The sequence below is a fragment of the Halomonas sp. G11 genome (assembly GCF_001663515.1).
GTDB lineage: Bacteria > Pseudomonadota > Gammaproteobacteria > Pseudomonadales > Halomonadaceae > Vreelandella.
Genome location: NZ_LYXG01000034.1, coordinates 1 through 23951 on the forward strand (window position 1 = coordinate 1; position 23951 = coordinate 23951).

At 58.4% G+C, this 23951-nt stretch carries 23 protein-coding genes; 13 read left to right on the top strand and 10 right to left on the bottom strand.

Annotation, left to right across the window (positions count from 1 at the left end):
- The 8 genes from ADS46_RS12995 to ADS46_RS13030 form a co-directional block, all read left to right on the top strand.
- Positions 1 to 235, top strand: a 235-nt coding sequence (locus ADS46_RS12995; RefSeq protein ID WP_324611689.1) for an enolase C-terminal domain-like protein, incomplete at its 5' end; no start/stop codon positions are given.
- Between the two features lies 1 nt (position 236).
- On the top strand, positions 237 to 1100 hold the full coding sequence (locus ADS46_RS13000; protein ID WP_066320778.1) for an amidohydrolase family protein: 864 nt from the start codon (positions 237 to 239) through the stop codon (positions 1098 to 1100).
- A gap of 54 nt (positions 1101 to 1154) precedes the next feature.
- On the top strand, positions 1155 to 1952 hold the full coding sequence (locus ADS46_RS13005) for an NAD-dependent epimerase/dehydratase family protein (RefSeq protein ID WP_066320779.1): 798 nt from the start codon (positions 1155 to 1157) through the stop codon (positions 1950 to 1952).
- Positions 1953 to 1982: 30 nt separating this feature from the next.
- Positions 1983 to 2999 (top strand): Ldh family oxidoreductase, encoded by a 1017-nt coding sequence (locus tag ADS46_RS13010; protein ID WP_066320781.1) that lies wholly within the window; start codon positions 1983 to 1985, stop codon positions 2997 to 2999.
- 98 nt (positions 3000 to 3097) lie between these two features.
- Entirely contained in the window at positions 3098 to 4423 is a 1326-nt protein-coding gene (locus ADS46_RS13015) for an enolase C-terminal domain-like protein (RefSeq protein ID WP_066320782.1), read from the top strand.
- 72 nt (positions 4424 to 4495) lie between these two features.
- Positions 4496 to 5236 carry a FadR/GntR family transcriptional regulator gene (locus tag ADS46_RS13020; RefSeq protein WP_234346834.1) on the top strand — a complete coding sequence of 247 codons (741 nt, stop codon included), beginning with the start codon at positions 4496 to 4498 and terminating at the stop codon, positions 5234 to 5236.
- A gap of 49 nt (positions 5237 to 5285) precedes the next feature.
- Positions 5286 to 6863 carry an aldehyde dehydrogenase (NADP(+)) gene (locus ADS46_RS13025; protein WP_066320785.1) on the top strand — a complete coding sequence of 526 codons (1578 nt, stop codon included), beginning with the start codon at positions 5286 to 5288 and terminating at the stop codon, positions 6861 to 6863.
- A 147-nt stretch (positions 6864 to 7010) separates the two neighbouring features.
- Complete coding sequence (locus ADS46_RS13030) at positions 7011 to 7613, top strand: glutathione S-transferase family protein (RefSeq protein WP_066320786.1); 603 nt, start codon at positions 7011 to 7013, stop codon at positions 7611 to 7613.
- A 16-nt stretch (positions 7614 to 7629) separates the two neighbouring features.
- Here the strand turns inward: ADS46_RS13030 and trmB are convergent, their stop codons facing one another.
- Genes trmB through thiS form a run of 3 tightly spaced genes read right to left on the bottom strand, consistent with a single transcriptional unit; the run spans position 7630 to position 9398 of the window.
- Positions 7630 to 8358 (bottom strand): tRNA (guanosine(46)-N7)-methyltransferase TrmB, encoded by a 729-nt coding sequence (trmB, locus tag ADS46_RS13035; RefSeq protein WP_066320788.1) that lies wholly within the window; start codon positions 8356 to 8358, stop codon positions 7630 to 7632.
- 12 nt (positions 8359 to 8370) lie between these two features.
- On the bottom strand, positions 8371 to 9165 hold the full coding sequence (locus tag ADS46_RS13040; RefSeq protein ID WP_066320789.1) for a thiazole synthase: 795 nt from the start codon (positions 9163 to 9165) through the stop codon (positions 8371 to 8373).
- 11 nt (positions 9166 to 9176) lie between these two features.
- Entirely contained in the window at positions 9177 to 9398 is a 222-nt protein-coding gene (thiS, locus tag ADS46_RS13045; protein WP_066320971.1) for a sulfur carrier protein ThiS, read from the bottom strand.
- A gap of 140 nt (positions 9399 to 9538) precedes the next feature.
- Here thiS and ADS46_RS13050 point away from each other — a divergent pair, with 140 nt between their 5' ends.
- Complete coding sequence (locus ADS46_RS13050) at positions 9539 to 9931, top strand: DUF423 domain-containing protein (RefSeq protein ID WP_066320794.1); 393 nt, start codon at positions 9539 to 9541, stop codon at positions 9929 to 9931.
- A gap of 12 nt (positions 9932 to 9943) precedes the next feature.
- Here ADS46_RS13050 and ADS46_RS13055 read toward each other — a convergent pair whose 3' ends face one another.
- The 3 genes from ADS46_RS13055 to ADS46_RS13065 all read right to left on the bottom strand — a co-directional run bounded on the left by ADS46_RS13055 (position 9944) and on the right by ADS46_RS13065 (position 15967).
- Entirely contained in the window at positions 9944 to 11677 is a 1734-nt protein-coding gene (locus ADS46_RS13055) for an HD domain-containing phosphohydrolase (protein WP_066320795.1), read from the bottom strand.
- Positions 11678 to 11855: 178 nt separating this feature from the next.
- The gene (locus ADS46_RS13060) at positions 11856 to 13352 is read right to left on the bottom strand and encodes a methyl-accepting chemotaxis protein (protein ID WP_066320796.1); all 1497 of its coding nucleotides are present in this window, start codon (positions 13350 to 13352) and stop codon (positions 11856 to 11858) included.
- Between the two features lie 101 nt (positions 13353 to 13453).
- Positions 13454 to 15967 (bottom strand): EAL domain-containing protein, encoded by a 2514-nt coding sequence (locus tag ADS46_RS13065; RefSeq protein ID WP_066320797.1) that lies wholly within the window; start codon positions 15965 to 15967, stop codon positions 13454 to 13456.
- Between the two features lie 261 nt (positions 15968 to 16228).
- On the opposite strand from ADS46_RS13065, the gene ADS46_RS18895 reads away from it, so the two are divergent.
- Both ADS46_RS18895 and ADS46_RS13070 read left to right on the top strand, forming a co-directional pair.
- On the top strand, positions 16229 to 16378 hold the full coding sequence (locus tag ADS46_RS18895; protein WP_199825235.1) for a hypothetical protein: 150 nt from the start codon (positions 16229 to 16231) through the stop codon (positions 16376 to 16378).
- Positions 16375 to 16818, top strand: coding sequence for a DUF411 domain-containing protein (locus tag ADS46_RS13070; protein WP_066320799.1), 444 nt, complete (start codon positions 16375 to 16377; stop codon positions 16816 to 16818). Before ADS46_RS18895 ends, ADS46_RS13070 begins: the two co-directional genes overlap by 4 nt.
- A gap of 12 nt (positions 16819 to 16830) precedes the next feature.
- Here the strand turns inward: ADS46_RS13070 and ADS46_RS13075 are convergent, their stop codons facing one another.
- Entirely contained in the window at positions 16831 to 17247 is a 417-nt protein-coding gene (locus tag ADS46_RS13075; RefSeq protein ID WP_066320801.1) for a PaaI family thioesterase, read from the bottom strand.
- 66 nt (positions 17248 to 17313) lie between these two features.
- On the bottom strand, positions 17314 to 19488 hold the full coding sequence (locus ADS46_RS13080; RefSeq protein ID WP_066320802.1) for a malate synthase G: 2175 nt from the start codon (positions 19486 to 19488) through the stop codon (positions 17314 to 17316).
- Positions 19489 to 19718: 230 nt separating this feature from the next.
- Between ADS46_RS13080 and ADS46_RS13085 the strand changes: the two genes are divergently transcribed.
- Entirely contained in the window at positions 19719 to 20750 is a 1032-nt protein-coding gene (locus ADS46_RS13085; protein ID WP_066320803.1) for an alpha/beta hydrolase, read from the top strand.
- 105 nt (positions 20751 to 20855) lie between these two features.
- On the top strand, positions 20856 to 21437 hold the full coding sequence (locus ADS46_RS13090) for an NADPH-dependent FMN reductase (protein WP_066320804.1): 582 nt from the start codon (positions 20856 to 20858) through the stop codon (positions 21435 to 21437).
- Here ADS46_RS13090 and ADS46_RS13095 read toward each other — a convergent pair.
- Together ADS46_RS13095 and ADS46_RS13100 are read right to left on the bottom strand one after the other, a co-directional pair.
- Positions 21434 to 22942, bottom strand: coding sequence for a YifB family Mg chelatase-like AAA ATPase (locus ADS46_RS13095; RefSeq protein WP_066320806.1), 1509 nt, complete (start codon positions 22940 to 22942; stop codon positions 21434 to 21436). The two genes, ADS46_RS13090 and ADS46_RS13095, sit on opposite strands and share 4 nt — an antisense overlap.
- Before the next feature lie 99 nt (positions 22943 to 23041).
- Positions 23042 to 23926 (bottom strand): ABC transporter substrate-binding protein, encoded by an 885-nt coding sequence (locus ADS46_RS13100; protein WP_066320807.1) that lies wholly within the window; start codon positions 23924 to 23926, stop codon positions 23042 to 23044.
- Between the last annotated feature and the right edge of the window lie 25 nt (positions 23927 to 23951).

A 23951-nucleotide genomic window follows, 5' to 3' on the forward strand; every position in this document is an offset into this window, starting at 1 on the left:
GGTTTGTATTGCCGCCAGCCTGCAATTTATGGCGGCATTATTACCGAACCCGCCGCGGCGAGAGCCACGCCCACCCATTCTCGAATTTGACCGTACGGAAAACCCTTTCCGGCAAGCCGTGGTGAAAACCCCGATTGAACACCACCAAGGCATTGTGAAAATACCCGACGGCCCAGGGTTGGGCATCGAGATTGATCGTCAGGCACTTGAAACCTATGCCATGAAGGAGGTGTAAGTTGGCCCTCATTCCAGATAATACACGCCCCCTCGACGGCCCTCAGCCAGCGTTAGCGACGCCGCCGGGGGCAACCGACTGCCATATCCATCTTTATCTCCCGGGTTATGAGGCACAGCCCGGCGGTCCTCAAATACCAGAGCTTGCCACCGTAGAGCACTATCGGCGCGTACAAAAGCGGTTGGGCCTTGAGCGCGTTGTGGTGACACAGCCGAATGCTTACCAGTTTGATAATGGCGCTTTGCTTGAAAGCTTGAAAACCCTTGGAGCAAATGTGGCACGAGGCGTTGCCGTGGTAAGCCCTGATACACCCGTACATAAGCTTGAGGAGTGGCATGCAGCGGGGGTTCGTGGTGCGCGCATTATGAACTTGCCCGGTGGGGCGGTAACAACCGAGAAGATGCACGCGGTGGAGCGCCTTATTCGCCCGTTCGGGTGGCACTTAATGGTGCAATTCAATGGCGTTCACCTTGACGATTACCTGGATGGCCTGCGTCAGATCGAAAGCGATTACATCATCGACCATATTGGCAAGTTCATGCCACCGGTGCCTGCTGACGACCGCCGTGTCGATGAGATCCTGCGTCTTCTGGACCGTGGCAATGCGTGGTTCAAGATTTGTGCAGGCTATGAGGCGAGTGTCACCGGAGGCCCCCATTATGAGGATATCGGGGCGATTGCCAAGCGGGTTATCGCCCATGCACCTGAGCGCATCATCTGGGGTAGCAACTGGCCGCATGTAGGGGTACCCCGCGAGCAGTATCCCGACGATGCCGAGCAGCTCGATGTTCTTTTGCCCTGGGCAAGCGAGCCTGTCCGGCAAAAGATATTGGCCGAAAACCCGGCCTACCTTTATGGATTTTAGAGGATTTATCGCAGTTTTATGCTGTGATTTATTATTTCATTCAAGGAGAACAACATGCTCGAACGTCTTTTAGTGACCGGCGCCGCGGGTGGTTTAGGCAGTAGCTTGCGCCCTCATCTGGCAACACTAGCCAAACGGGTAAGGCTTTCAGATATTGCAGATTTGGGTGCTGCCGATGCGCACGAAGAAGTCGTGCAGGCCGATTTATCTGACCCGCAGGCAGTTAACGCATTGGTAGACGGCTGTGATGGTATTATTCATTTAGGCGGCATGTCGGTAGAAAGCCCTTGGGAGGCCATTCTCAACGCCAACATCATGGGCACTTACCATCTTTATGAGGCGGCAAGAAAGCAGGGCAAGCCACGTATTGTATTTGCCAGCTCTAACCATGCCATCGGCTTTTATCCACGCACCACACGACTTGATACCGACGCTGCGCACCGCCCTGATTCTCTATACGGTGTCTCTAAGTGCTTTGGCGAAGACCTGGCCAGCCTGTATTTCCACAAGTTCAATATTGAAACCCTGAGTGTACGCATTGGCTCATGTTTCCCTGAGCCTGCCGACGCGCGAATGATGACTACCTGGATGAGTGTCGAAGACTTTATGAGCCTACTTGAACGCGCCTTTGTCGCGCCCAAGCTAGGTAACACCATCATCTATGGTGCATCCGCCAACCATGAATCATGGTGGGATAACAGCAAGGTGTCTTTTCTGGGTTGGGTGCCGAAGGACAGTTCCGAACCATGGCGCGGTAAAATCAACCAACAGCCTGCTCAGGATCCGGATGATCCGGCGGTTGTGTATCAGGGTGGCAAGTTCGTCGCCGCTGGTCACCCTGATGATGCCTAAAAATGACGGGCAACTAGGCTAGGAATGGATATGCAAAAAACGGCGAAGCTCTCGCTTGAGGAGGCCTGGACCTTGAGCGTCAATCTTCTCGAGCGTCATGGGTTTGCAGCTGCTCACGCTCAGGCGATTGCGCGCAGCGTGGTGGCTGCTCAACGTGACGAGTGCCACTCACATGGCTTATATCGGCTCCTCGATTGCGTGCGCACCTTAAAACAGGGAGGTGTTGAACCACACGTTGTTCCCGAAATCATTGATCAGGCACCTAGCGTGGTCCGGGTTGATGCTAAAAGAGGGTCTTCACTGTTGGCGTTCGAACACGGGCGTCGGCTCTTAGTAGAAAAAGCGCGTGCAAGCGGTGTGGCGATACTGGCTATCAATAATGCGTTTCATTTTTCGGCGCTGTGGCCAGAGGTGGAAGCATTGGCTGAGCAAGGCTTGGTGAGCTTGGCGATGACACCGAGCCACGCCTACGTTGCGCCTGCAGGTGGGGATTCACCGTTGTTGGGGACGAACCCGGTTGCCTTCTCATGGCCACGGCCCGAGGGCCCGCCCTTTACGTTCGATTTTGCTACCAGCGTGGCTGCCAGGGGTGAAATCGAGCTTCATCGCCGAGCCGGAAAATCACTTCCTGCGGGTTGGGCGCTGGATAATAAAGGTCAGCCAACCACCGACCCAACGGACGCGCTCGCCGGGGCATTGCTGCCGTTTGGCGGCCATAAAGGCTCTGCGTTATCGATCATGATCGAGTTACTTGCCGGGCCGTTGATTGGCGATCAGTTAGGGCACCAAACACGCCCAGCGGATGGCAGCCGAGAAGGGGGGCCGCAACACGGTGAGTTTATATTGGCGATAGATCCTGCTCGTCTGCTTGGTCCTGAGGCAGAGGCGCGCCTGGCCCAGGCCGAGGTACTGTTCGAAGGGATTATCGATCAGGGAGCTCGCCTACCGTCACAGCGTCGTCACGAAGCAAGGCGTCGCAGCCAGCTTGAAGGCGTCGAAATTCCGGCTGAACTCTATCAAGAGCTGACTGAGCTAATGACTGGTTAGGCATTCATAACGACCTAGTCCTTTTTAAACCAGCCTTAATGACCGGATCTCAGTAGGCCGTTATTTCGCAGTATCAATGCTTTAAGAGGTAAAAGTGCATGTTTCCTTCTATCAAGACGATGCGTGTTGTGCCGGTGGCTGGCTACGATGGTTTTTTGCTCAACCTGAGCGGCGGCCATGCCCCCTGGTTCATCCGCTGCGTGCTGATTCTAGAAGATGACGCTGGCAATAAAGGGGTCGGGGAAATCCCGTCCAGCGACGGTATCATCAAGGGGTTGGAGCAGTGCCGCTCCCTTGTTGAAGGCTCGCAAGTCAACAACGTCAAGCAGACACTGAACCAGGCGCGCCATATCCTGGCCCAAAATGGGCGTGAAGAGCGTGGCCGTCAGACCTTCGATCTACGCGTTGCGGTTCACGTTATTACCGCTATTGAATCGGCATTGTTCGACCTGTTCGGTCAGGCGCTGGGTATGCCGGTGGCAGATTTGCTGGGGCAGTACGGGCGCCAGCGCGATGAAGTCGAAGCGCTTGGGTATCTCTTTCTGCTGGGTGACCCTGCAAAGACGGACCTGCCGTACCCCAAGGCCGAGAATCCCAAGGATGCCTGGGACGAGGTGCGCTACAAAGAGGCGCTCACGCCAGACGCCATCGCTAACCTGGCAAAGGCCGCCTATGATCGCTACGGCTTCAAGGACTTCAAGCTCAAGGGCGGCGTACTGCGCGGCGAGGAAGAGGCCGACTGCATTCGAGCGCTCCACGAAGCTTTCCCGGAAGCGCGTTTGACCCTCGACCCCAACGGCGCCTGGAAGCTCGACGAAGCGGTACGCGTGCTCGATCCGATCAAGCACCTGCTAAGCTATGCGGAAGACCCCTGCGGTCAGGAAGAGGGTTACTCCGGTCGCGAGACCATGGCCGAGTTCAAAAAGCGCACCGGTCTGCCTACAGCAACCAACATGATCGCGACCGACTTCAAGCAATTACAGTATGCCGTGCAGCTTAATTCCGTCGACATTCCGCTGGCGGACTGCCATTTCTGGACCATGCAGGGCGCTGTGATGGTCGGCGAGCTGTGCAACGAGTGGGGCATGACCTGGGGCTCGCATAGCAACAACCACTTCGACATTTCCCTGGCGATGATGACCCACGTAGCGGCCGCCTGCCCTGGCGAGATTACCGCCATCGATACCCACTGGATCTGGCAGGATGGCCAACGCATCACCAAAGAGCCGTTCCAGATCCGTGATGGCAAGCTGACCGTACCAAAAACGCCAGGCCTCGGCGTCGAGCTGGATGAAGAGAAGCTGAAAGAGGCACATGCGCTTTACAAGAGTCTCGACGTGACTCAGCGCAATGACGCCATGGCCATGCAGTTCTTGATTCCAGGATGGGAGTTTGACCCCAAGCGTCCTGCGCTTGTGAGGTAAGAGCCACTCTGCTCTGATATGATGTATATCATCATACTTTAGGCGAAGGTGTTTATGGTCAAGGAAAGCGAAATGACATCGGTTCAACCTCCCCTTAACGTAAGCAAGGTCGCGAAGCAGGGTAGCCTCTCCCAATATGTCGCCGAACAATTGGAGGCCTTGATCGTGCAGGGCAAGGTGGCAGTGGGCAATAAGCTGCCCACCGAAAACAGCTTGTGCGACTCCTTCGGTGTCAGCCGCACTGTGGTGCGAGAGGCCATTACCCACCTGAAGTCCCTGGGGCTGGTAGAGACGCGCCGGGGAGTGGGCACCACAGTGCTGCGGGCCAAGGCAGAGGAGCCAAGACCCGCGCAGCATATCAACCCGACGACCGTGGCCGATATTCTGCACCTGCTCGAACTGAGGTTAACCCTGGAGCCTGCCGCGGCCGAACTGGCGGCGCTGCGCCATGACGACGCCGACCGAGAGCAGCTGAGGGCCCAGCATAACGCCTTTATCAAAGCCCATGCCGAGAAGCGGCTGGCGCGGCAAGAGGATTACCTTTTTCACTTTGCGATTGCAAAGGCGACCAAGAACCCCTTCTTTGCATCTTTTTACGAGCAGTGGAGCAAGAGTGTCATTCCCCGTGCCAAGCTGCTCAGTATCGAAATCGACCCTAAATCATCCGATCGTTACCTGGAGCGTGTTCAGGCCGAGCATGACGAGATCATCGAGGCGATTCTGTCGCGTGACGCACAAAAAGCCCGCGAAATGATGTTTCGGCACCTTGATCGCGCCAAGAACATGTATGCCCAGTATCGCGACCAAACGTAGCACCATCGGGCATCCAAAGCGCCCGATAAACTAAGCTAAGGAGGAATCTATGACGATCCGTGGTGAAATGCTGATCGGTCAGCAAGCCGTTAGTGGCAATCAAGCCGACATTCATGCGGTTAACCCCGCTACCGGCGAGACGATGGAGCCGACCTACGTGGGAGGTAGCAAGGCAGAAGTTGAGCGTGCCTGCGAACTCGCCGAAACCGCCTTCGCCAGCTACCGCGAGACCGGCCTTGAAGCGCGTGCCACCTTCCTCGAAACCATTGCCTCCGAAATCGAAGGCATCGGCGATGAGCTCATCGAGCGTGCCATGGCCGAAACCGGTCTGCCTCGCCCACGCCTGGAAGGTGAGCGCGGCCGTACCTGCGGTCAGTTGCGCTTGTTCGCTTCCGTGGTACGCGCTGGTGAGTGGCTCGACGTGCGCATTGACCCGGCCCTGCCAGACCGTTCGCCCATGCCGCGGACTGACCTTCGCCAGCGCCATATCGGTCTTGGCCCGGTCGCCGTTTTCGGCGCCTCAAACTTTCCGCTGGCGTTCTCCGTGGCCGGTGGTGATACCGCTTCAGCGCTTGCCGCTGGCTGCCCGGTGGTGGTCAAGGGCCACTCCGCCCACCCCGGTACGTCCGAACTGGTGGGCCGCGCCGTTCAGCGCGCCGTGGCCAAGTGCAACCTGCCTGATGGTGTCTTCTCGCTATTGTTCGGTTCGGGTAAAGAGATCGGCCAGGCGCTGGTCAATGACCCGCGCATCCAGGCCGTTGGCTTCACCGGCTCGCGCAGTGGCGGCACGGCGCTGATGGCCACGGCCCAGGCGCGCCCGCAGCCGATCCCGGTCTACGCCGAGATGAGCAGCATCAACCCCGTCTTCCTGCTGCCGGAGGCCCTGGAAGCGCGTGGCGAGAAGATCGCCGAAGGCTTTGTAGGGTCTCTCAACATGGGGGCTGGTCAGTTCTGTACCAATCCAGGGCTTGTGATTGCTGTTAAAGGCAAGGCGCTGGACGCCTTTATCGACGCCGCTGGCGACGGCGTTAAAGCGAGTATCAGCCAGACCATGCTCTCTCCGGGCATTCATCAGGCCTATGAGCAGGGGGTTAACGCCCTCTCCTCGCATGCCAAGGTACGCGAAGTGGCGCGTGGTCAGGTTGGCGAAGGCGCTAACCAGTGCTGCGCGGGCTTGTTCGTTGCCTCTGCGGCCGACTTCCTCACCGATGAGGCCCTGCAGGCCGAGGTATTCGGTGCCAGCTCGCTGGTTGTGGAGTGCGCCGATCAGGCTGAAATGATGCGCGTGGCCGCCGAGCTCGAGGGGCAGTTGACCATTACCCTGCAAATGGATGATGGCGATGTGGACGCGGCCAAAGCGCTGCTGCCGACCCTGGAGCGCAAAGCGGGCCGTATCCTGGCCAACGGCTGGCCGACCGGTGTCGAGGTGTGCCACGCCATGGTTCACGGCGGCCCTTACCCGGCCACATCGGATAGCCGTACGACCTCGGTGGGCAGCGCGGCGATCCATCGCTTCCTGCGCCCTGTTTGCTACCAGGCACTGCCGGAAGCGCTGCTTCCCGACGCCCTGCAAGATGCCAACCCCGAGGGTGTCAGCCGCTTGGTGGATGGTAAGCGCGAAGCCTGATTCAGCAAGCTGTCAATCGTAAAGAGACGGTTTTGTAAGCACTCAACTAAGCGGCCTTCGGGCCGCTTTTTTTTACCGATTGGCCTATTGCGTTGCGCACGTTAGCCACGCAAGCTGCGGTTAACGTGCCCATCCAAGGAGACTCCCATGCAACTCTACCTGAACGCGACTTCCCCTTATGCCCGCGTGGCGCGGGTTTGCCTGTATGAAAAGCAGTTGATCGAGCGTACCGAGCTTTGCTGGTGTGACCCCTGGGCGACGGATAGCGAACTTTTGCAGATTACCCCGCTCAGTCGCATCCCGACGCTGGTCACCGATGATGGCGAGGTGCTGACCGAGTCGCTTTTGATAGCGCTCTATTTGGATGCCCAGGGCGAAGGGGATTCACTGTTGCCACACAAGACATATGCGGAAACCCTGGCGCTGGCCGGGCTTGGCCATGGCTTGACGGACGCGGCGTTCAATGTGGTGATTGGCCGCAAGCACAATGGCCATGAGGTCGATACAACGGTATTGGGCAGCCGTCGCTTGAAAGCCATCGAGCGCACGCTGGCAACGCTTGATGCGCACCCCAGCGTGCTGGCGGGCAATGCGGAACGAACGCTGGGGGCGATTACCGTTGCCGTGGCGCTTTGCTATATCAGCTTTCGCTTACCGGCCTTTGATTGGCCTAACCGCTTTCCGACACTTCAGGCCTGGCATGCCAAGGTGGTGGAGTGCGAGAGCTTTGCGATGACGGCGTTTGAGTAGCGGCTAAGACAAGCAGCTAGTCTTCTCGCCGGTAAATCAAATCCCACACCCCATGGCCGAGCTTTTCGCCGCGGGCTTCAAACTTGGTCAGCGGGCGGAAGGCCGGGCGGGGCACGTAGGGAGCGGTGTCAGCGCCAGCCGTATTGGCGTAGCCAGGGGCGTTTTCCATCACGTCTGCCATCCACTCGGCATAGGCTTCCCAGTCAGTGGCCAGATGAAAGGTGCCGCCGGGCGTAAGACGGGTGCGAATCAGCTCAACAAACGCAGGCTGAACGATGCGCCGCTTGTGGTGCTTCTTTTTTGGCCAGGGGTCAGGGAAGAACAGCTGAACGGTGGTCAGTGAGCCTTCCGGTAGACACTGTTCCAATACTGCCAGGGCGTCTTCGCGGTAAACGCGCAGGTTGGTGAGGCCGCGTTTATCCGCTTCATCGAGCAGTTTGCCCACGCCGGGGGCATGCACTTCAATGCCGATAAAGTCGGTTTCCGGATGGGTTTCGGCCTGCTCAATCAATGAGTTGCCCATGCCGAACCCGATCTCGACGACGCGAGGCGCCTGGCGGCCAAAGAGGGCGTCCGGATCTTGGCGACCGTCGGCGATTGTCAGCCCCAGGCGTGGCCAAACGTCTTCCAAACCCCGCGTTTGTGCTGGTGTCATGCGTCCGGCGCGAATCACATAGCTTTTAATGCCCCGTCGGTGCAGTGGGGCGTCGGCGTTTTCGGGCGCGGTGTCTTTCGTATCGGTCATGGTGTCTCTGTATCAGCCGTTAATCCGGCCAGCAAAAGGCGAAGAGGGGTCGGCGGTCTGGCGGCGCGGCATGCGGCCTGACAAAAAGGCGTCTCGGCCTGCCTGCACGGCAAGCTTCATGGCGTTGGCCATGCGCAGCGGGTCGCGGGCATGGGCAATCGCGCTGTTCAGCAGTACGCCGTCGCAGCCCAGCTCCATGGCCATGGCGGCATCGGAAGCAGTGCCAATGCCTGCATCCACCAGCACCGGCACCTGGCTTTGTTCAATGATCAGGCGCACATTGTGCGGGTTTTGAATGCCGTGGCCGGAGCCAATCAGCGAGCCCAGCGGCATGATGGCGCAGCAGCCCATGGCTTCCAGCTCGCGTGCCACAATGGGGTCGTCGCTGGTGTAGACCATGACGTCGAAACCGTCGGCGAGCAGCGTTTCCGCGGCTTGCAGGGTTTCAACCACATTCGGGTAGAGGGTGGTGTCATCGCCCAGCACTTCCAGCTTGACCAGGTTATGGCCGTCAAGCAGTTCGCGGGCCAGTCGGCAGGTGCGTACGGCGTCTTTGGCGGTATAGCAGCCAGCGGTGTTGGGCAGCAGGGTGTAACGCTTGGGCGAAATCACATCCAGCAGGTTGGGGGCCTCGGTATCCTGACCCAGGTTGGTGCGGCGCACTGCAAAGGTGACGATTTCAGCACCGCTTTGGGCAATGGCCGCACCGGTTTCGTCGAAGTCCTTGTACTTGCCGGTGCCGACCAGCAGGCGAGAGCTGAAGTCGCGTCCGGCAATGGTAAACGGTGTGTCAGTGAGTGACGTCATCATGGGTTCCTTTAGCCGCCGCCAATAGCGTGGACGACCTCTATATGGTCGCCATTGGCCAGGCGGGTGTCGGCAAGCTGGCTTTTGGGCACAATTTCTTCATTGATCTCAACGGCAATGCGTCGGCCACTGAGCCCTAGTTCTTCCACCAGGTCAGCCGCCGTCGCCCCCGCAGCGAGAGAGTGCGGGTCACCGTTGAGCGTAAGCTGTATTAACTCATCAGGGGTAGACATAAACTGGCGCGTCCCATTGTGTGCAACAAAACGTGTAGGGCCAAACATCGTCTATTGTAGCGGTTTCGTGCCGCTCAAGGTATGTGGCAGCGTTAAACTGCACAATGAAAGCTGATAAATCGGTAGACAAGGAGTGCAAGGTGCAGCGAATAGATAAACTGTGGTGGCTCGGGGTCGCGCTTTCAGGGGCGTTGTTGGTATTGCTGGGCGCCTACGCTGCCCATGGACTGGCGTCGCGGACCAGCGCTGATATGGTCAGTGCAGTAGAAACCGGGGTGCGCTACCAGGCCTGGCATACGCTGGCCATGCTGGCGGTATTGGTATGGCGGAGAAGCATCCCAATCGCCGGGCAGCGCTGGGTGCTTTCACTCTGGGCGCTGGGCATCGCGGCCTTTTCGGGCTCTCTTTACCTTATGGCGCTGGCGGGCTGGAACCTGGGTATCGTGACCCCCATTGGCGGGCTTTTGCTTATCACCGGCTGGCTGGCGCTGGGCGTAGTGGCGATGTTCGATCGCCTTCCTGCCAAGCCCTAGCCGTCACACGACTCAGTGCTTTAACACCTTCACCCCGTAATCTGCAGGGTTGACGATACCTTCTAGTTTACCAATCTGCGATAAATCCCCCTGGGTGATAACACTGCTGATGTTCGTGTCAGGAAAGCGCAGATTCTTGACCACGTGAACCTGGCTCGGCATGCCCTTGCCGTTGATGTCCATGACCCAGGCGAGGAAGCCACCCGAGAACTTGGCCAGGCTGCCAATGGGGTACAGGCCATAGATCTGGATATATTCCACCAGAACGGTTTTGTCGTAGGCGGCGCCTGCTTCGTGAACTTTACGGTAAGCGTCAATGGGCGCGCGGGGTGGTAAGCCGTTGCGAGCGTGGAGCAGTTTGTTGATCGCCTTGATGACTGAAACGAGCCGCACGGTCTCCGATAGCTGTTCGCCTCGCTTGCCCGCCGGGTAGCCAGAGCCGTCCAGGCGCTCGTTGGCATTCTCGATCACATCGCGGCAGATGGGGCTGGGTGTCCAGTCCAGTTCATGCAGCTTATCGAGTAGCTGATGGACATGGCCGCTGAGAATGTCCTTCTGTGCCGGGTTCATATTCACCTTGAGTGATGGCAACTGTTCGCTGATCAGCAGCGGCTTGCCCATGGTGTGCAGCAAGGCACCCAGGGCGGCCCCACGTACATCTGGGGAGTGCGGGTCGCGGGCGACGAGCATGTCGATAAGTTGGCCGGTTACCTGCACGGCGTGTCTTACCCAGTCTGGTTCATCACGCAAAAGCGCCAAGGCGAATAGAAACGTCTTGCGATCCTGCTCCACAAGATAGCGCAGGGTATCGACACAATCGTAAAAGAGCTCGGCCGGAAAAAATTGGCGGGTCTTCATGTACATCAGCCCTATTTGCAGCTGATGAGACACGTCCATGACGCCGCGTTCCATGGGTGATTGATGAGAGCGCTTTTCACTCTCCTGAGCCTCTCGATGCTGGATACTCTTCTCCTTGGTACCGGGAATAAACAGGGGAGAGTGATACATCATTTTGTCGTTGGTGCCGGTGCGGTAGGCGGCCTCTCTTTCCGACTCATTCACGTAATGGAACAGGGCTTCACTTTTGGCCGTTGATACATTGGTGAACTGAATACCGACGGCGGCATAACCGTGGTGCCCGAAAGGGCGTATATGGCGGATATTGCCTTCAGTAAAAAAGTTCTCGCCGTTTGGAAACGAAAGCGTAATGCCGGGAATTGCTTGCCCTACGCCGATTGCAATGCTGTCGGCCAGATCGATATCGACCATGCAACCGCCAATAGACAGGTTACGCAGCCTGCCCGGTACGTTGAGCTCATGCAGATACACTTCGATGTTGACACGGGCATGCATGCCTAGAATGAAAGGAATACGCACGGCGCCTCGGTTTTCATGAACGAAAACCGATTCAGGCAGTTGGCACTCCAGGCGGTACAGCGTACTGTCTGCCTTGAGCAGCTTGACGGCGACGTTGCTGAGGCTATAAGTCTCGCGCTCAACGGCATGTGGTCCTTTCAACGCCTCCAGGTCAAAACTCAGGCTATCGCTGGTCAGGTAGCGCTCGATATCCGAGCCAGCGTATTCCACCTCCAGTACCATTCGCCCATTACCCAGATTCAGCTCAATAACTTCAGCCTTCAGGGCATAAGGCATGGCATGGGAATAAATAGACAGTTCGTGGGTGTGCTGAAGCAATGAGCGAATCACGCTTGCTGAGGGATTTTCGTGCAGGGTTGGAGCCGCCATTTGAAACACCTCAGTGATTAATTATTATTCGCCTATTTTCAAGATATAGGTCATTTTTAATGAGTATGGACGACTATATAGACTTTAAGTAGCAGGACAATCACTCCAACGGTAAATTTTTGTTCCTGCCCCTTCAATGGAAATCTCTTGATGAAGGAAGAGGGAAAAACGCCTGGTGCTAAACCGTGGACGGTGCGATCAGCATTTGTTTATTGGCCAGTGAGGAAGATGCTGGGAGTGTGAAGCCGCTCACTGCCTGCATCATGGTGTCGGCAGTCGCTGAGAGCTGCTCGGCCATGCTGTGCGAGTTATCCACCGCTTCGCGTGAAAGCTCCAACGCATTATAAATTTCATTAACGCTTTGCTCGAGCTCTTCGACGCCCTGATGCTGCTGCTGGACAGCGTTGTCCATATTGGTCAAGCGCATCGCCACTTGCTCAAAACTTTGAATAAGTGACTGTGTGGTGTCGGCAATCGTGGACGTCTGGCCAACACCTTGCGAGACCTGGTCGGTCGTGTTGGCGATGGTCTGGCGTATCCGAGACGCCGTGTTTTGGGTGTTCTTTGACAGCGTACGGACTTCGTTAGCCACAACGGCAAAGCCCAGACCGTGCTCACCCGCACGTGCGGCTTCCACCGAGGCATTCAGCGCCAGCAGGTTGGTCTGGAACGTAATGTTATCAATTTCGCTGAGCATTTCATGGATGTTGCCAGTGTGCTGATTTAGCAGGTGCATCATTTCGCGCATTTCTTCAACTTGCTCGCCGTTTTGGCGCGCGATTTTTTCGGCGTGCTGCGCCAGCGTGCGTATCTGCTGGGATTCTTCCGCTGTCTCGCGCGTTGTCGCAGCAAGTTCCGCGGTGCTGGTCGATATGCGTTCGGTTTGGCTGCTATTGCGCGCCGTTTGCGTCCGTAACTGTTCCTGAGCAATGAAAAGCTGCTGGCTGTAGTCCGTAACGTGGCTGGCCGCCGTTTGTGTTTTGCGCAGGCTTTCGGCGACCTGGTCGCGCATGCTGACCACTGCGGCGACGGCTGGAAGCTGCTGCTCTTTATCACTGAAGCTCATGTCCAAATTACCTCCGCCTGCGGCGACCGCAAAGCGGGTGACGTGAAGCCCTTCTTTCACCATGCTTTCCAGCACCTTGGCCAAGTAGCCAAGAATGATCACCTGGACAACCACAGCACCACCATGCATCAACAAACAATAGAGCAAATCCGTAAAGCCTTCACCACCACTGGTCATGCCCTCCATATCGCCCATGCTGGTATAAAGCTGGACAACGCCCTGGTATTGAAGCCAGGTAAACAAGGCGTGGTGCAACGCAATCACCAAGCCACCCAATGCAATGACTCGCCAATCGCTATAGAGAATCAGGACGGAGAGCAGGATAAAGATACTGAAGTGGGCTTCGATCAGCCCGCCGCTTTGTTCGATTAATACCGCAGACCAGGCCATCATGACGGCGGCTTTGACAAAGCCATTGGCGATATGACCGCGCCACTGGTGTTGGACGATATACGTCAACGGTAGCGTCATTACCCCCGCCACAAGGGCCAATAGCAAGGTTTGGGTGAAGATACCCACGATGACGCATAAAAAAACGACAAAGCCCAAGGGGAACCACATGAGTCTGTCGGTGCGTGCGATATGCCTGGAAAGGGATGCATCAGTCATTGTTGTAATGTCCTTTCGTGTTATGGGAAGCGCTAGGGTTGTATAAGTTTTGTAAAGCTTTTATAAAATTATATTTATAATAATGAGCTAGATGCAAGAAGTCATTTGTGTGGAAGGCTGGCGTGGTCGGCGGCGGGGTCGTCTTCGACAATGGTGCGCAAAAACGCGTCTACAGGGAGGGGGCGACCAAACAGAAAGCCCTGATAGATATGGCAGCCCAGTTGAGCGAGCACCAGGCGCTGGTCATCGGTTTCCACGCCTTCGGCCACTACTCTAAGCCCCAGGCTTTGTGCAAGGGCGATGATGGTGGCGGCAATCGGCGTGGCTTGCATGCCCAGGGCCAGATCCCTGACGAAAGCAATGTCGATTTTAAGCGTGTCGAGGGGCAATACCTTGAGATAGGCAAGCGATGAATAGCCCGTGCCGAAGTCATCCAGAGCAAAGCTGACGCCTGCACGCTGTAGCTGCTGCATTTTTTCGATGGTGCCATCAGGGTCACTTAATAACAGCGACTCGGTAAGCTCCAGCGTCAGGCGTTCGGGGGGCACATCATGTTGTTGGATGACTGACAGCACCTGATCGGCAAAGTCAGGCTGCTGGAACTGGCGAACGCTGACATTCAAGGATAGCTGAAGCCCTTGAAGCGCCGGAATATTACGCCATTCGCCCAGCACCCGGCAGCCTTCCTGAATGACCCAATGCCCCAACGGCAGAATAAGCCCGGTCTCCTCGGCGATGGGGATAAAGTGACCCGGTGAAATCATGCCGCGCTCGGGATGCTGCCAGCGAACCAGGGCTTCAGCGCCTATTATGTTTCCAGCCTCATCGACTTGAGGCTGGAGATAAAGGCACAGCTCATCGTGGTCAATCGCGAGTCGTAGTTCGCGTTCAAGGCTCAAGCGTTCTTCTAGCTCGTCTTCTTGCGCTTGACGAAAGAGCCTGGGTTTACCATCCCGCTGGCGCTTGGCTTCCAGCAGGGCCAGACCGGCGCGTTTGAACAGCTGCTGTGTCGCCTCCCGGTCGAGGGGCTGGAAGATAAGCACGCCCACATTAAGCCTGCACGGATAGGGATGGCCTTTTAGCAGATAGCCAGCGGTCAGCGACGCCACTATCTCATCAATGAGGCGCGTCATTTCCTGCTCGGCGCTGGGCGCGTCGCGGCTGGCAAGCGTGCCCACCAAGGCGAACTCGTTGCCGTCCAGCCGGGCGACCAGCCACTCAGCCTCTGCCCATTGCTGAAGGCGTCCGCCCAGTTGGCGTAGCAGTTCATCGCCAATATCCTGGCCCATGCTGTCGTTGAGTACCTTGAAGCGGTCAATATCAAACAGCGCCAAAAAAGCGAACGGGTGGGTAAGTGTCCTTGAAGAACCAAGCCCGGCGAGCCGCTCCTGCAGCGCCCGCCGGTTAGGCAGCTCTGTCAGTATGTCGTGATAGGCGAGGTGGCGAATACGCTCCTGGGCCTGCTGTTCTGTAGAGCGGTCGCTGAGCAGCGCGACGTAGTCACGGTCTTTACTATCGGCATAGGTGACGCGGCTCACGCTCAGCCAGGCGGGAAAGCCTTCACCGTTGGCATCCAGGGCGGTGATCATGCCGCTCCATTCGCCCTTTTTTGCCAATGCTTGGCGTATGTGCTGGCTGAGTTCGCGGCCTTCTTCGGCGTAGTCAAGTTGTGAGGCCGACATGCCTTCAAGCTGCTGGCTGCTGAGGCCCATCAACCGTTCAAACGCTGCGTTGCAGAGGCGAATCCGGGCCTGTTCATCGAGCAGTATCACGCTATCCTGCAGTGCAGAAATGACTTCGAGCAGGCGCGTCTGTGTCATGTGTTCATGGCGCTTGCTGTCATGCAGGCGACGCTGTACGCGGGTGGCGACTAACGCGAGTATGGCGGTCAATACGGCCGCGCCACTAATAAGGAAAATAATCCAGTGGGAGGCTGGCGATACCGAAGGTGCCACGGCATCCGGGGTAGGCACAAACCAGGCGGCCTGCATGGCGACGTAATGCATCCCACAGACGGCAGTGGCGAAACACAGTGCCGCAATGAACGCACAGGTTCTGGCGCGTTTTATGCCCCACTCGTGCTGGCATAGGCGGTAGGCATAGACGCACGACATGCCTAAGCCCACCGCGACCAGCAGTGAGACCACGAACAGCCCCGGGGCGTGATGCAGCTCAGCGGGCATACGCATAGCGGCCATGCCGCTGTAGTGCATTAGACCAATGCCGGCACCAAGGCCGACACCTGCCAGTAGAAGCGCTCGCTGCGGCGGTTTTTCATGGGAAAGTGCGACCATCACGCCAAAGCTACCCAGAATGGCGGGCACAATGGATATCAGGGTAAGCCCCGGTGCATGGCTTACCGGAAAATCAAGCTGATAGGCGTGCATGCCGATAAAGTGCATGCTCCAGATGCCAAGCCCCATGGCGCTGGCCCCGGCGAAAAGCCAACCCAGGCGCCACCAAGGGTTAGATCCCTTTCTCACCAGCTTGATGATATCCAGGCCAGCGTATGAAGCGGCCAGGGCGACCAGCCAAGAAACCAGTACCAGGAAATTATCGTGTTCTCCCTGAACCGCATTTAAGGCGCCAGGGTCTGACAAAAAATTGATTAACATTTATAGACCGCCGACCCTTTAACTAGTGGTAATACGGTTAATATCGACACATGACCTTTAATCTGTAATAGATTTGTTCAATAGCGTTTGAAACGATGACCTTGGTGGAAACGGTCTAAGCTAACATGAACAAAGCGTGATCGGCGTCATGTCGATCAAACGGTAGGAACTGGCGAGTGGGCAGATCGCAACGAGCGCTTGACCTTGGGGTAGCCCCAGGGTTGTAAGCTTGGGCTGTGCCCACTTGTCAGGAAAGTTGCCATGATGAATGCAGATTGTTTTGCTTTGATGAGTTCCATGGGCTGGTTTGGCTGGCTGATGCCGCTGGCTTTTCTACTGCTTGTCGGCTTGGGTATCGCCGCGCTGGCAAAATATGTGTTTAGCCGTACCTCCAAGGGAGAGCCCTCATGAACCGTTTAACTGCCTCGCTGCTATCCAGCGCATTGCTTTTCGGTGCCACTGCGGCCCAGGCCGCGCTGCCCGATGAAGCCACGCTCTACAAAAACCCCCAGTGCGGCTGCTGCGATGAGTATGCGCGTCATCTGGAAGAACAGGGCGTTGACGTCACCATTGTCGATGATGCTCAACTCGGCGAGATCAAGCAGCAGGCGGGCGTGCCCTATGGGCTTGGCTCCTGCCACACCATCGAGATGGGTGAGTACTGGATTGAGGGCCATGTGCCGATGGAAGCCGTTACCAAGCTGTTTGAAGAGCAGCCTGACGTCGATGGTATTGGCCTTGCCGGTATGCCCATCGGCACGCCGGGTATGCCAGGTTCGCAGGAAGCGCCCTATGAAGTTTACAGTTTTACCGATCAGCAAGACGCGCCGTTTATGACGCTTGAGCCCTGATTGAAGGTCGCGTCACGGTTTATCCGGCAGCACATAGCTGGCGGTAACGTGGATGACCGGTTTGGTTTCATCGGCGGTTGAGACGATCTGCACTTCGCCCACCGCCAGGCGGCGGCCGAGCTTGATCAGCTTGGCGTGGGCGATGATGTCGTGATCGCCGGAGGCGGCGCGAAGAAAGTGGCAATTCAGGTCGCTGGTCACGGCCATCGGCTCCGGGCCAATCTGCGCCAGAATGGCGACGTACATGGCCACATCGGCAAAGCCCATCATGGTAGGGCCGGAAACACGCGGCCCTGGTCGCAGGTGCTCGTTACCAATCGTCAGGCGCATGGTGGCGCTCATTTCCCCCACGCTTTCAATCGTGCCCATGCGCTGGGGAAAGACCTCATCGAGAAAATGTTCGATCTGTTCGACGGTCATCACGGTCATTGTTGTTTTCCTTCATAAAAAAGCCCCGAGGCAAACGCCCCGGGGCTGATAGTACCTTTGGCGAGTTTACTTCGCCTTGTGCACCTGGCGCCACTCGTGGAGTAGCGGTTCGGTGTAGCCAGACGGCTGGACGCGGCCTTTGAAGATCAGGTCGGACGCCGCCTTGAAGGCCGTCGAGTCGGCAAAGTTAGCGCTCATGGCGGTGTAGGTAGGGTCGCCGGCGTTCTGCTCGTCCACTACCTTGGCCATACGCTTGAGCGTCTCTTCGACCCGTGGGGCGTCGACAATGCCGTGATGCAGCCAGTTGGCAATGTGCTGGCTGGAGATACGCAGCGTGGCGCGGTCTTCCATCAGGCCGACGTTGTGGATATCCGGCACTTTCGAGCAACCCACGCCGTGCTCTACCCAGCGCACCACGTAGCCCAGAATGCCCTGGCAGTTGTTGTCCAGTTCCTGCTGAATTTCCTCGTCGGACCAGTTGGCGTTTTCGGCCACCGGCACGGTGAGCAGGTCATCCAGGAAGTCCGGCTCGCCCTGGGCTTCCAGTTCGCGCTGAACGTCGGCGACGTTGACCTGATGGTAGTGCAGCGCGTGCAGCGCGGCGGCGGTGGGCGAGGGCACCCAGGCCGTGTTGGCGCCTGCTTTCGGGTGACCGATTTTCTGCTCAAGCATGTTGTGCATCAAGTCGGGCATCGCCCACATGCCCTTGCCGATCTGGGCGCGACCGCGCAGACCACAGGCGAGGCCGACCTGGACGTTGCTCTTCTCGTAGGCCTGGATCCAGGCGGCGCTCTTCATGTCGCCCTTGCGCACCATGGGGCCCGCTTCCATGGCGGTGTGCATTTCGTCGCCGGTGCGGTCGAGGAAGCCGGTGTTAATGAACACCACCCGCGACGTGGCTTCGGCAATACACGCCTTGAGGTTGACCGTGGTGCGGCGTTCTTCGTCCATGATGCCCATTTTCAGGGTGTCGCGGTTCATGCCCAGGATGTCTTCCACGCGGCTGAACAGCTCGTTGGCAAACGCGACTTCTTTGGGGCCGTGCATCTTTGGCTTGACGATATACACCGAGCCCGCACGCGAGTTGCGTGGCTGGTCGGCGTCTTTCTTGAGGTCGTGCAGCGCCAGCAAGGAGGTAACGACGGCATCGAGGATGCCTTCCGGCAGTTCGTTGCCGTTCTCGTCCAGTACCGCCGGGGTGGTCATCAGATGGCCGACGTTACGCACGAACATCAGCGAGCGGCCTGGAAGCGTCACGCTGCTACCATCGGTGGTTTGCCAGGTCCGGTCGGCGTTCAGCTTGCGAGTAAAGGTCTTGCCGCCTTTCTCGATTTTCTCTTCCAGGTCGCCCTTCATCAGGCCGAGCCAGTTGCTGTAGACGCCCACTTTATCTTCCGAGTCGACGGCGGCCACTGAGTCTTCGCAGTCCATAATCGCGGTCAGCGCGGCTTCAGCCACCACGTCTTTGACACCCGCCGGGTCGGTTTTACCGATGGCGTCGTTGGCGTCGATCTGGATTTCCAGGTGCAACCCGTTGTTGCCCAGCAGAATCGCGTCAGGTTTGGCCTGTTCGCCGGTAAAGCCGATCAGTTTATCCGGGTCTTTCAGGCCGGTTTCGCGGCCACCTTCCAGGGTGACGACCAGGTGCTCATCGCGAATCGCGTAGTTCACCGCATCACGGTGAGAGCCGGTTGCCAGCGGCGCCGCGCGGTCGAGGACGCCACGGGCATAGGCAATGACCTTTTCGCCACGCTTGGGATTAAAGCTGGTGCCCTTTTCCGCGCCGTCTTCTTCGGAAATCACGTCGGTGCCGTAAAGCGCATCGTACAGGCTGCCCCAGCGGGCGTTGGCGGCGTTGAGCGCATAACGGGCGTTGCTCATCGGCACGACCAGCTGCGGACCCGCCTGAACGGCGACTTCACGGTCTACGTTGGCAGTGGTGGCGGTGACGTTGGCGGGCGCGTCGACCAGGTAGCCGGTGTCTTTCAAGAAGCGACGGTAGGCGGGCATGTCCGCGACCGGGCCGGGGTTTTCGCGATGCCAGGCGTCCAGCTTCTCTTGAAGAACATCACGTTCTTCTAGCAGTTGACGGTTTTTGGGGGTTAAATCGTGAAATAGAGCATCGACGCCCGCCCAGAAGGCGCTTTCGTCGACGCCGGTGCCGGGCAGGGCCTGCTCGCTGATGAAACGATCTAGGTCGGCTGCCACCTGTAAACGGTGACGCGTGATACGCTCGCTCATGGAGACTCTCCTGTTAGGGTGGCTGTGACGCCGTGTTGCTCGGCTGATGCCCCGTCACAGTCAGATGAAAACGCATTTAAAAACTATTTGTGGAAAATAATTCCATATCTGTGTGGGCATGTAAACAGCATAGACGCTAAAGCGCTATCATGCTCGACCAAAAGATAAGGAATGACGCCATGGGTGATTGACTGACCGGTGGCGAAAGAGCGGTTTAAGGAGAGGTGCGAATGCGCGAGTTCGATCATTTAGAAGCATTGTTTCGCCGCCATGCTGGCGACTCAGCACTCTCCCGCTTGGTGCCTGGTGACATCCTAGCCACGGCGATGAATGACTATTTTCAGCACTACGGCCTGGAAGCGCTGCGCCTTGACACCCGGGACGTATACGCAGGGTTTATCGATACCGGGCGTTTCTCGCTGTGGTGTCAGGTATGGAGCCCGCCTGCACCAAAAGGCACCGCCTTTGTCGTCCACGGTTACTTCGACCATCTGGGGCTTTATCGCCATCTGCTTGAACGCCTGTTGGATAAAGGCTGGCGCGTTGTACTGTGGGATTTGCCCGGCCATGGGCTTTCCAGCGGTGCGCGTGCCGCCATCGATGACTTTGACGACTATCAGCACTGCCTGACCCATGTGCAAACCATCCTGGCCCAGCAGTCCATGGCGCCTGCCCCCTGGTTGGGCATCGGGCAAAGTACCGGTGGGGCGATCCTGGCGACCGACGCGTTGAACCGTCGCCATGCAGCGGGGTGGGATGGACTGGTGCTGTTGGCACCGTTGGTTCGCCCCTGGGGCTGGAGCCAGGCCAGCTGGCTGCACCTGATCGCCAGCCCCTTTGTGAAGGCGCTGCCGCGCAAGTATCGGCCCAACTCGACTGACGAAGAATTTACCGAGTTTCTACGCGAGCACGACCCTTTGCAGCCCAATCAATTGAGCGTGGCCTGGGTCACCGCAATGCGCCGCTGGATTCCCAGGTTGTTGGCCCGCGACCCGCTGGATTTGCGGGTGATGATTTTACAGGGCGAGCAGGACGTTACCGTGGACTGGGAATGGAACCTGGCGATTCTGCAGGATAAATTTCCCGGCGCGCAGATCTACCGGCATCCGGACGCCAGGCATCACCTGGTGAATGAAGCGGAGCCGATTCGCCGTGCGTTGTTCGATGCCCTGGACGCGTTCATCGATCAAGTGGCGGCGTCCAGGACAAAAGCGTCAGCCGAGCAGCCGCCTTCATCGTCAACGACAGATGATAATCTTTGACTATTGACTCCTTTATATGAGTGGGGGTTAATGCTATCGCTCGATGCTTGTGCGAAACTCGCAATGACTTATTTACGTTAGCCCATTTTCAATCAGGATCGTGCGATGACATCTAACACACCGAAAGTACTGGTATTTGCGGGTAGTGCCCGCGAAGGGTCACTCAACAAACAGTTGGCCCAACTGGCTGCCAAACGTATCGAGGCACTGGGCGGCCAAGCCACCTTTATCGATTTAAAGGATTATCCCTGCCCGTTATTTGACCAGGACATTGAGGCGCAAGGCATGCCGGGCAATGTGCTGAAGCTGCGCGCTATCCTCGCCGAGCACCAGGCGGTATTTATTGCCTCGCCGGAATACAACGGCTTTATCACGCCGCTGCTCAAGAACACCCTGGACTGGCTATCGCGGCCCTATGAAGGCACCCCGGGCCTGGGGCTCTTCGCGGGCAAGTGGGCGGCCCTGGTGGCAGCATCACCCGGTGGGTTGGGCGGTATTCGCGCCATGCCCCTGGCGCAGCAGCTACTCGCCAACCTCAGCCTGACGGTACTGCCGCAGCCGTTATCGCTTCCCCAGGCAGGCAGTGCATTCAACGACAGCGGCGCGCTACATGATGAGGCCACCGGCCAAAAGCTTGATGCGCTCTGCCAGCGCCTGGTCGATTCGCTGGCCAAAACCCACGGTTAAGCGCCTTTCAACAACCTATCCAGCTGCCGGTAGCCAACGGCTTCGATCAAGTGGGGCTGGGTGGGTTTGGGTTCGCCCTGCAGGTCGGCGAGAGTAAGCGCGACGCGCAGTACGCGGTGGTAAGCGCGGGCAGAGAGCTTGAGTTTTTCCAGCACCCCCGCCAGCCAGGCGCGCTCTTCGTCATTTAGCGCGCAGGCGGTTTCCAGGGATTTGCCGCTGAGCTGGCTGTTGAGCGCACCTCTTGCCATTTGCCGTTCACGGGCGGCCATGACGCGCCGACGCACGGCTTCCGACGATTCGCCTTGTGTCTGTGCGGTAAGTTGCTCCGGTGGCAGTGCCGGGACTTCCACCTGCAGGTCGATGCGGTCGAGCAGCGGGCCTGACAGTCTGTTTTGATAGCGCTGGATTTGGCTGGCGGTGCACTGGCAGCGGTTGCGCGGATCGCCCAGGTGCCCGCAGGGGCAGGGATTCATTGCCGCCACCAGCTGAAATTTCGCCGGGTAACGGCGCTCGTGGCTGGCCCGGGCGAGATGAATTTCGCCGGTTTCCAGCGGTTGTCTTAAAACTTCCAGTACGCTGCGGGAAAATTCCGGCAATTCGTCCAGGAACAGCACGCCATGGTGGGCCAGCGAGATTTCGCCGGGTTTGGGTTTTGAGCCGCCGCCCACCAGTGCCGCGGCGCTGGAACTGTGGTGGGGTTGCCTGAAGGGCCGCTGGCCCCAGTCGGCTTCCAGCGGCAACCCGCACACCGAACGCACCGCCGCGACGGCCAGCGCATCCTCTTCCGAGAGTGGCGGCAAAATACCGGGCAGGCGACTGGCGAGCATGGTCTTGCCGGTACCTGGCGGCCCCGCAAAAAGCAGATTATGGCCGCCAGCGGCGGCGACTTCCAGCGCACGCCGGGCCTGTTGCTGGCCACGCACGTCGGCCAGGTCGGCCATTGGCGCCGGGCTTTTGACTGAGGCTGGCAGTTGATGGGGCGGGATTTTCTCCTGGTCGAGCAGGTGGGCGACGACATCCCATAGGGTGTCCGCAGGCAGCACCGGCAAATCACCTGCAAGCGCGGCTTCATCGGCGCAGGCGCGGGGGATGATCAGTGCCTTCTTGGCGCGCCGCGTGGCCAGGGCAAAGGGCAGAATGCCGGGTACCGCGCGCAGCTTGCCGTCCAGGGCCAGTTCGCCCGCAAACTCCATGCCTTCCAGGGCGTCGACCGGAATCTGCCCGGAGGCGGCAAGAATGCCTAGCGCGATGGGTAGGTCGAAGCGGCCACCTTCCTTGGGAAGGTCGGCAGGGGCCAGGTTGAGGGTAATGCGTCGGGTGTTGGGGAAGTCGAAACCGGCGTTGACCAGGGCGCTACGCACCCGTTCGCGGCTTTCTTTGACGGCGGTTTCCGGCAGGCCGACTAACGTCAAGCCAGGCAAACCGTTGGCCAGGTGCACCTCCACGTGCACCGCCGGTGCGTCCAGACCGACTCCGGCCCGTGTCGCCACAATGGCAAGCGTCATGCGCGTTCCCTCGCTGGTTGTTAATTACCGTATGCTGATTAACCTACCGTATTTATCAGAGGGTGAGTAGCCAAATGCGCGGTGCGGCACAGGCCGCCATCACTCCGGGCTTAGCGTTTCCTTGGGCGCGTCTTCCAGCGCGGCGACCAGTTCCCTGGCGAAGCGCTGGGCTGAGGGCAGTGCGCCAAAGCTCCATACCGGCGGCAGGCGTAAAAGGCGGTCGTTCTTGACGCTGGGTAGCTGCTGCCACAGGCCGCTTTCGGCGAGTTGCGCCTCGACGCCAGTAGGCAGCGGGTCGACGATCACCAGGGTGGCGTCCGGGTAACGGGCCAGGGCCTCGACGCCCACCAGCGAAAAGCCCCAGGCGTTGGTCTCCTGATCCCAGGCATTGGGCAGAGCAAGCTGCTCCAGTACAGCGTTGTAGAGGCTGTTATCACCGAACACGCGCACGTGGCGGGCATCCATAAACTGGATCATCAACAGCGGCGCCGTGTCGGGGCGTTCGTCACGCAGCCGGGCCATCAGTGAATGCGTCTGCTCGATCAGTTGCGCCGCTTGAGGTGCGCGGTCCGCCAGTTCGCCTATCTGCTCGGTGATGCTTTGCATTTCTTCCCAGGTGTCGCTGCCGGGCGTGTAAAGCTCGACAGACGTGACGGGGGCGATGCGCTCCAAACGCGACGTTAACCCGGCAAACATGGGCGATATCAGGGTCCGCTCGGGTTGCATCTTTGCCAGCAGCTCCATGTTGGGCTGGCTGCGCAGGCCCAGGTCGGCGGCTTCGTCGGGCAGCCGTGGCTCACCCACCCATTCATGGTAGGCCTGTTTTTGGGCGCCACCGACAATGGGGGCGTCCAGGGCAATCAAGGTTTCAGCCACCGTCCAGTCGATGGTGGCCAGTTGCGCCTGGGCGGGCGAGCCGCCGAGCAGGCACACGACGAGCAGGCCAATACGAGTGATCAGAGAAGACACAGCGGAACAACGCATGATGGCGGCATCAATAGGAAATAAG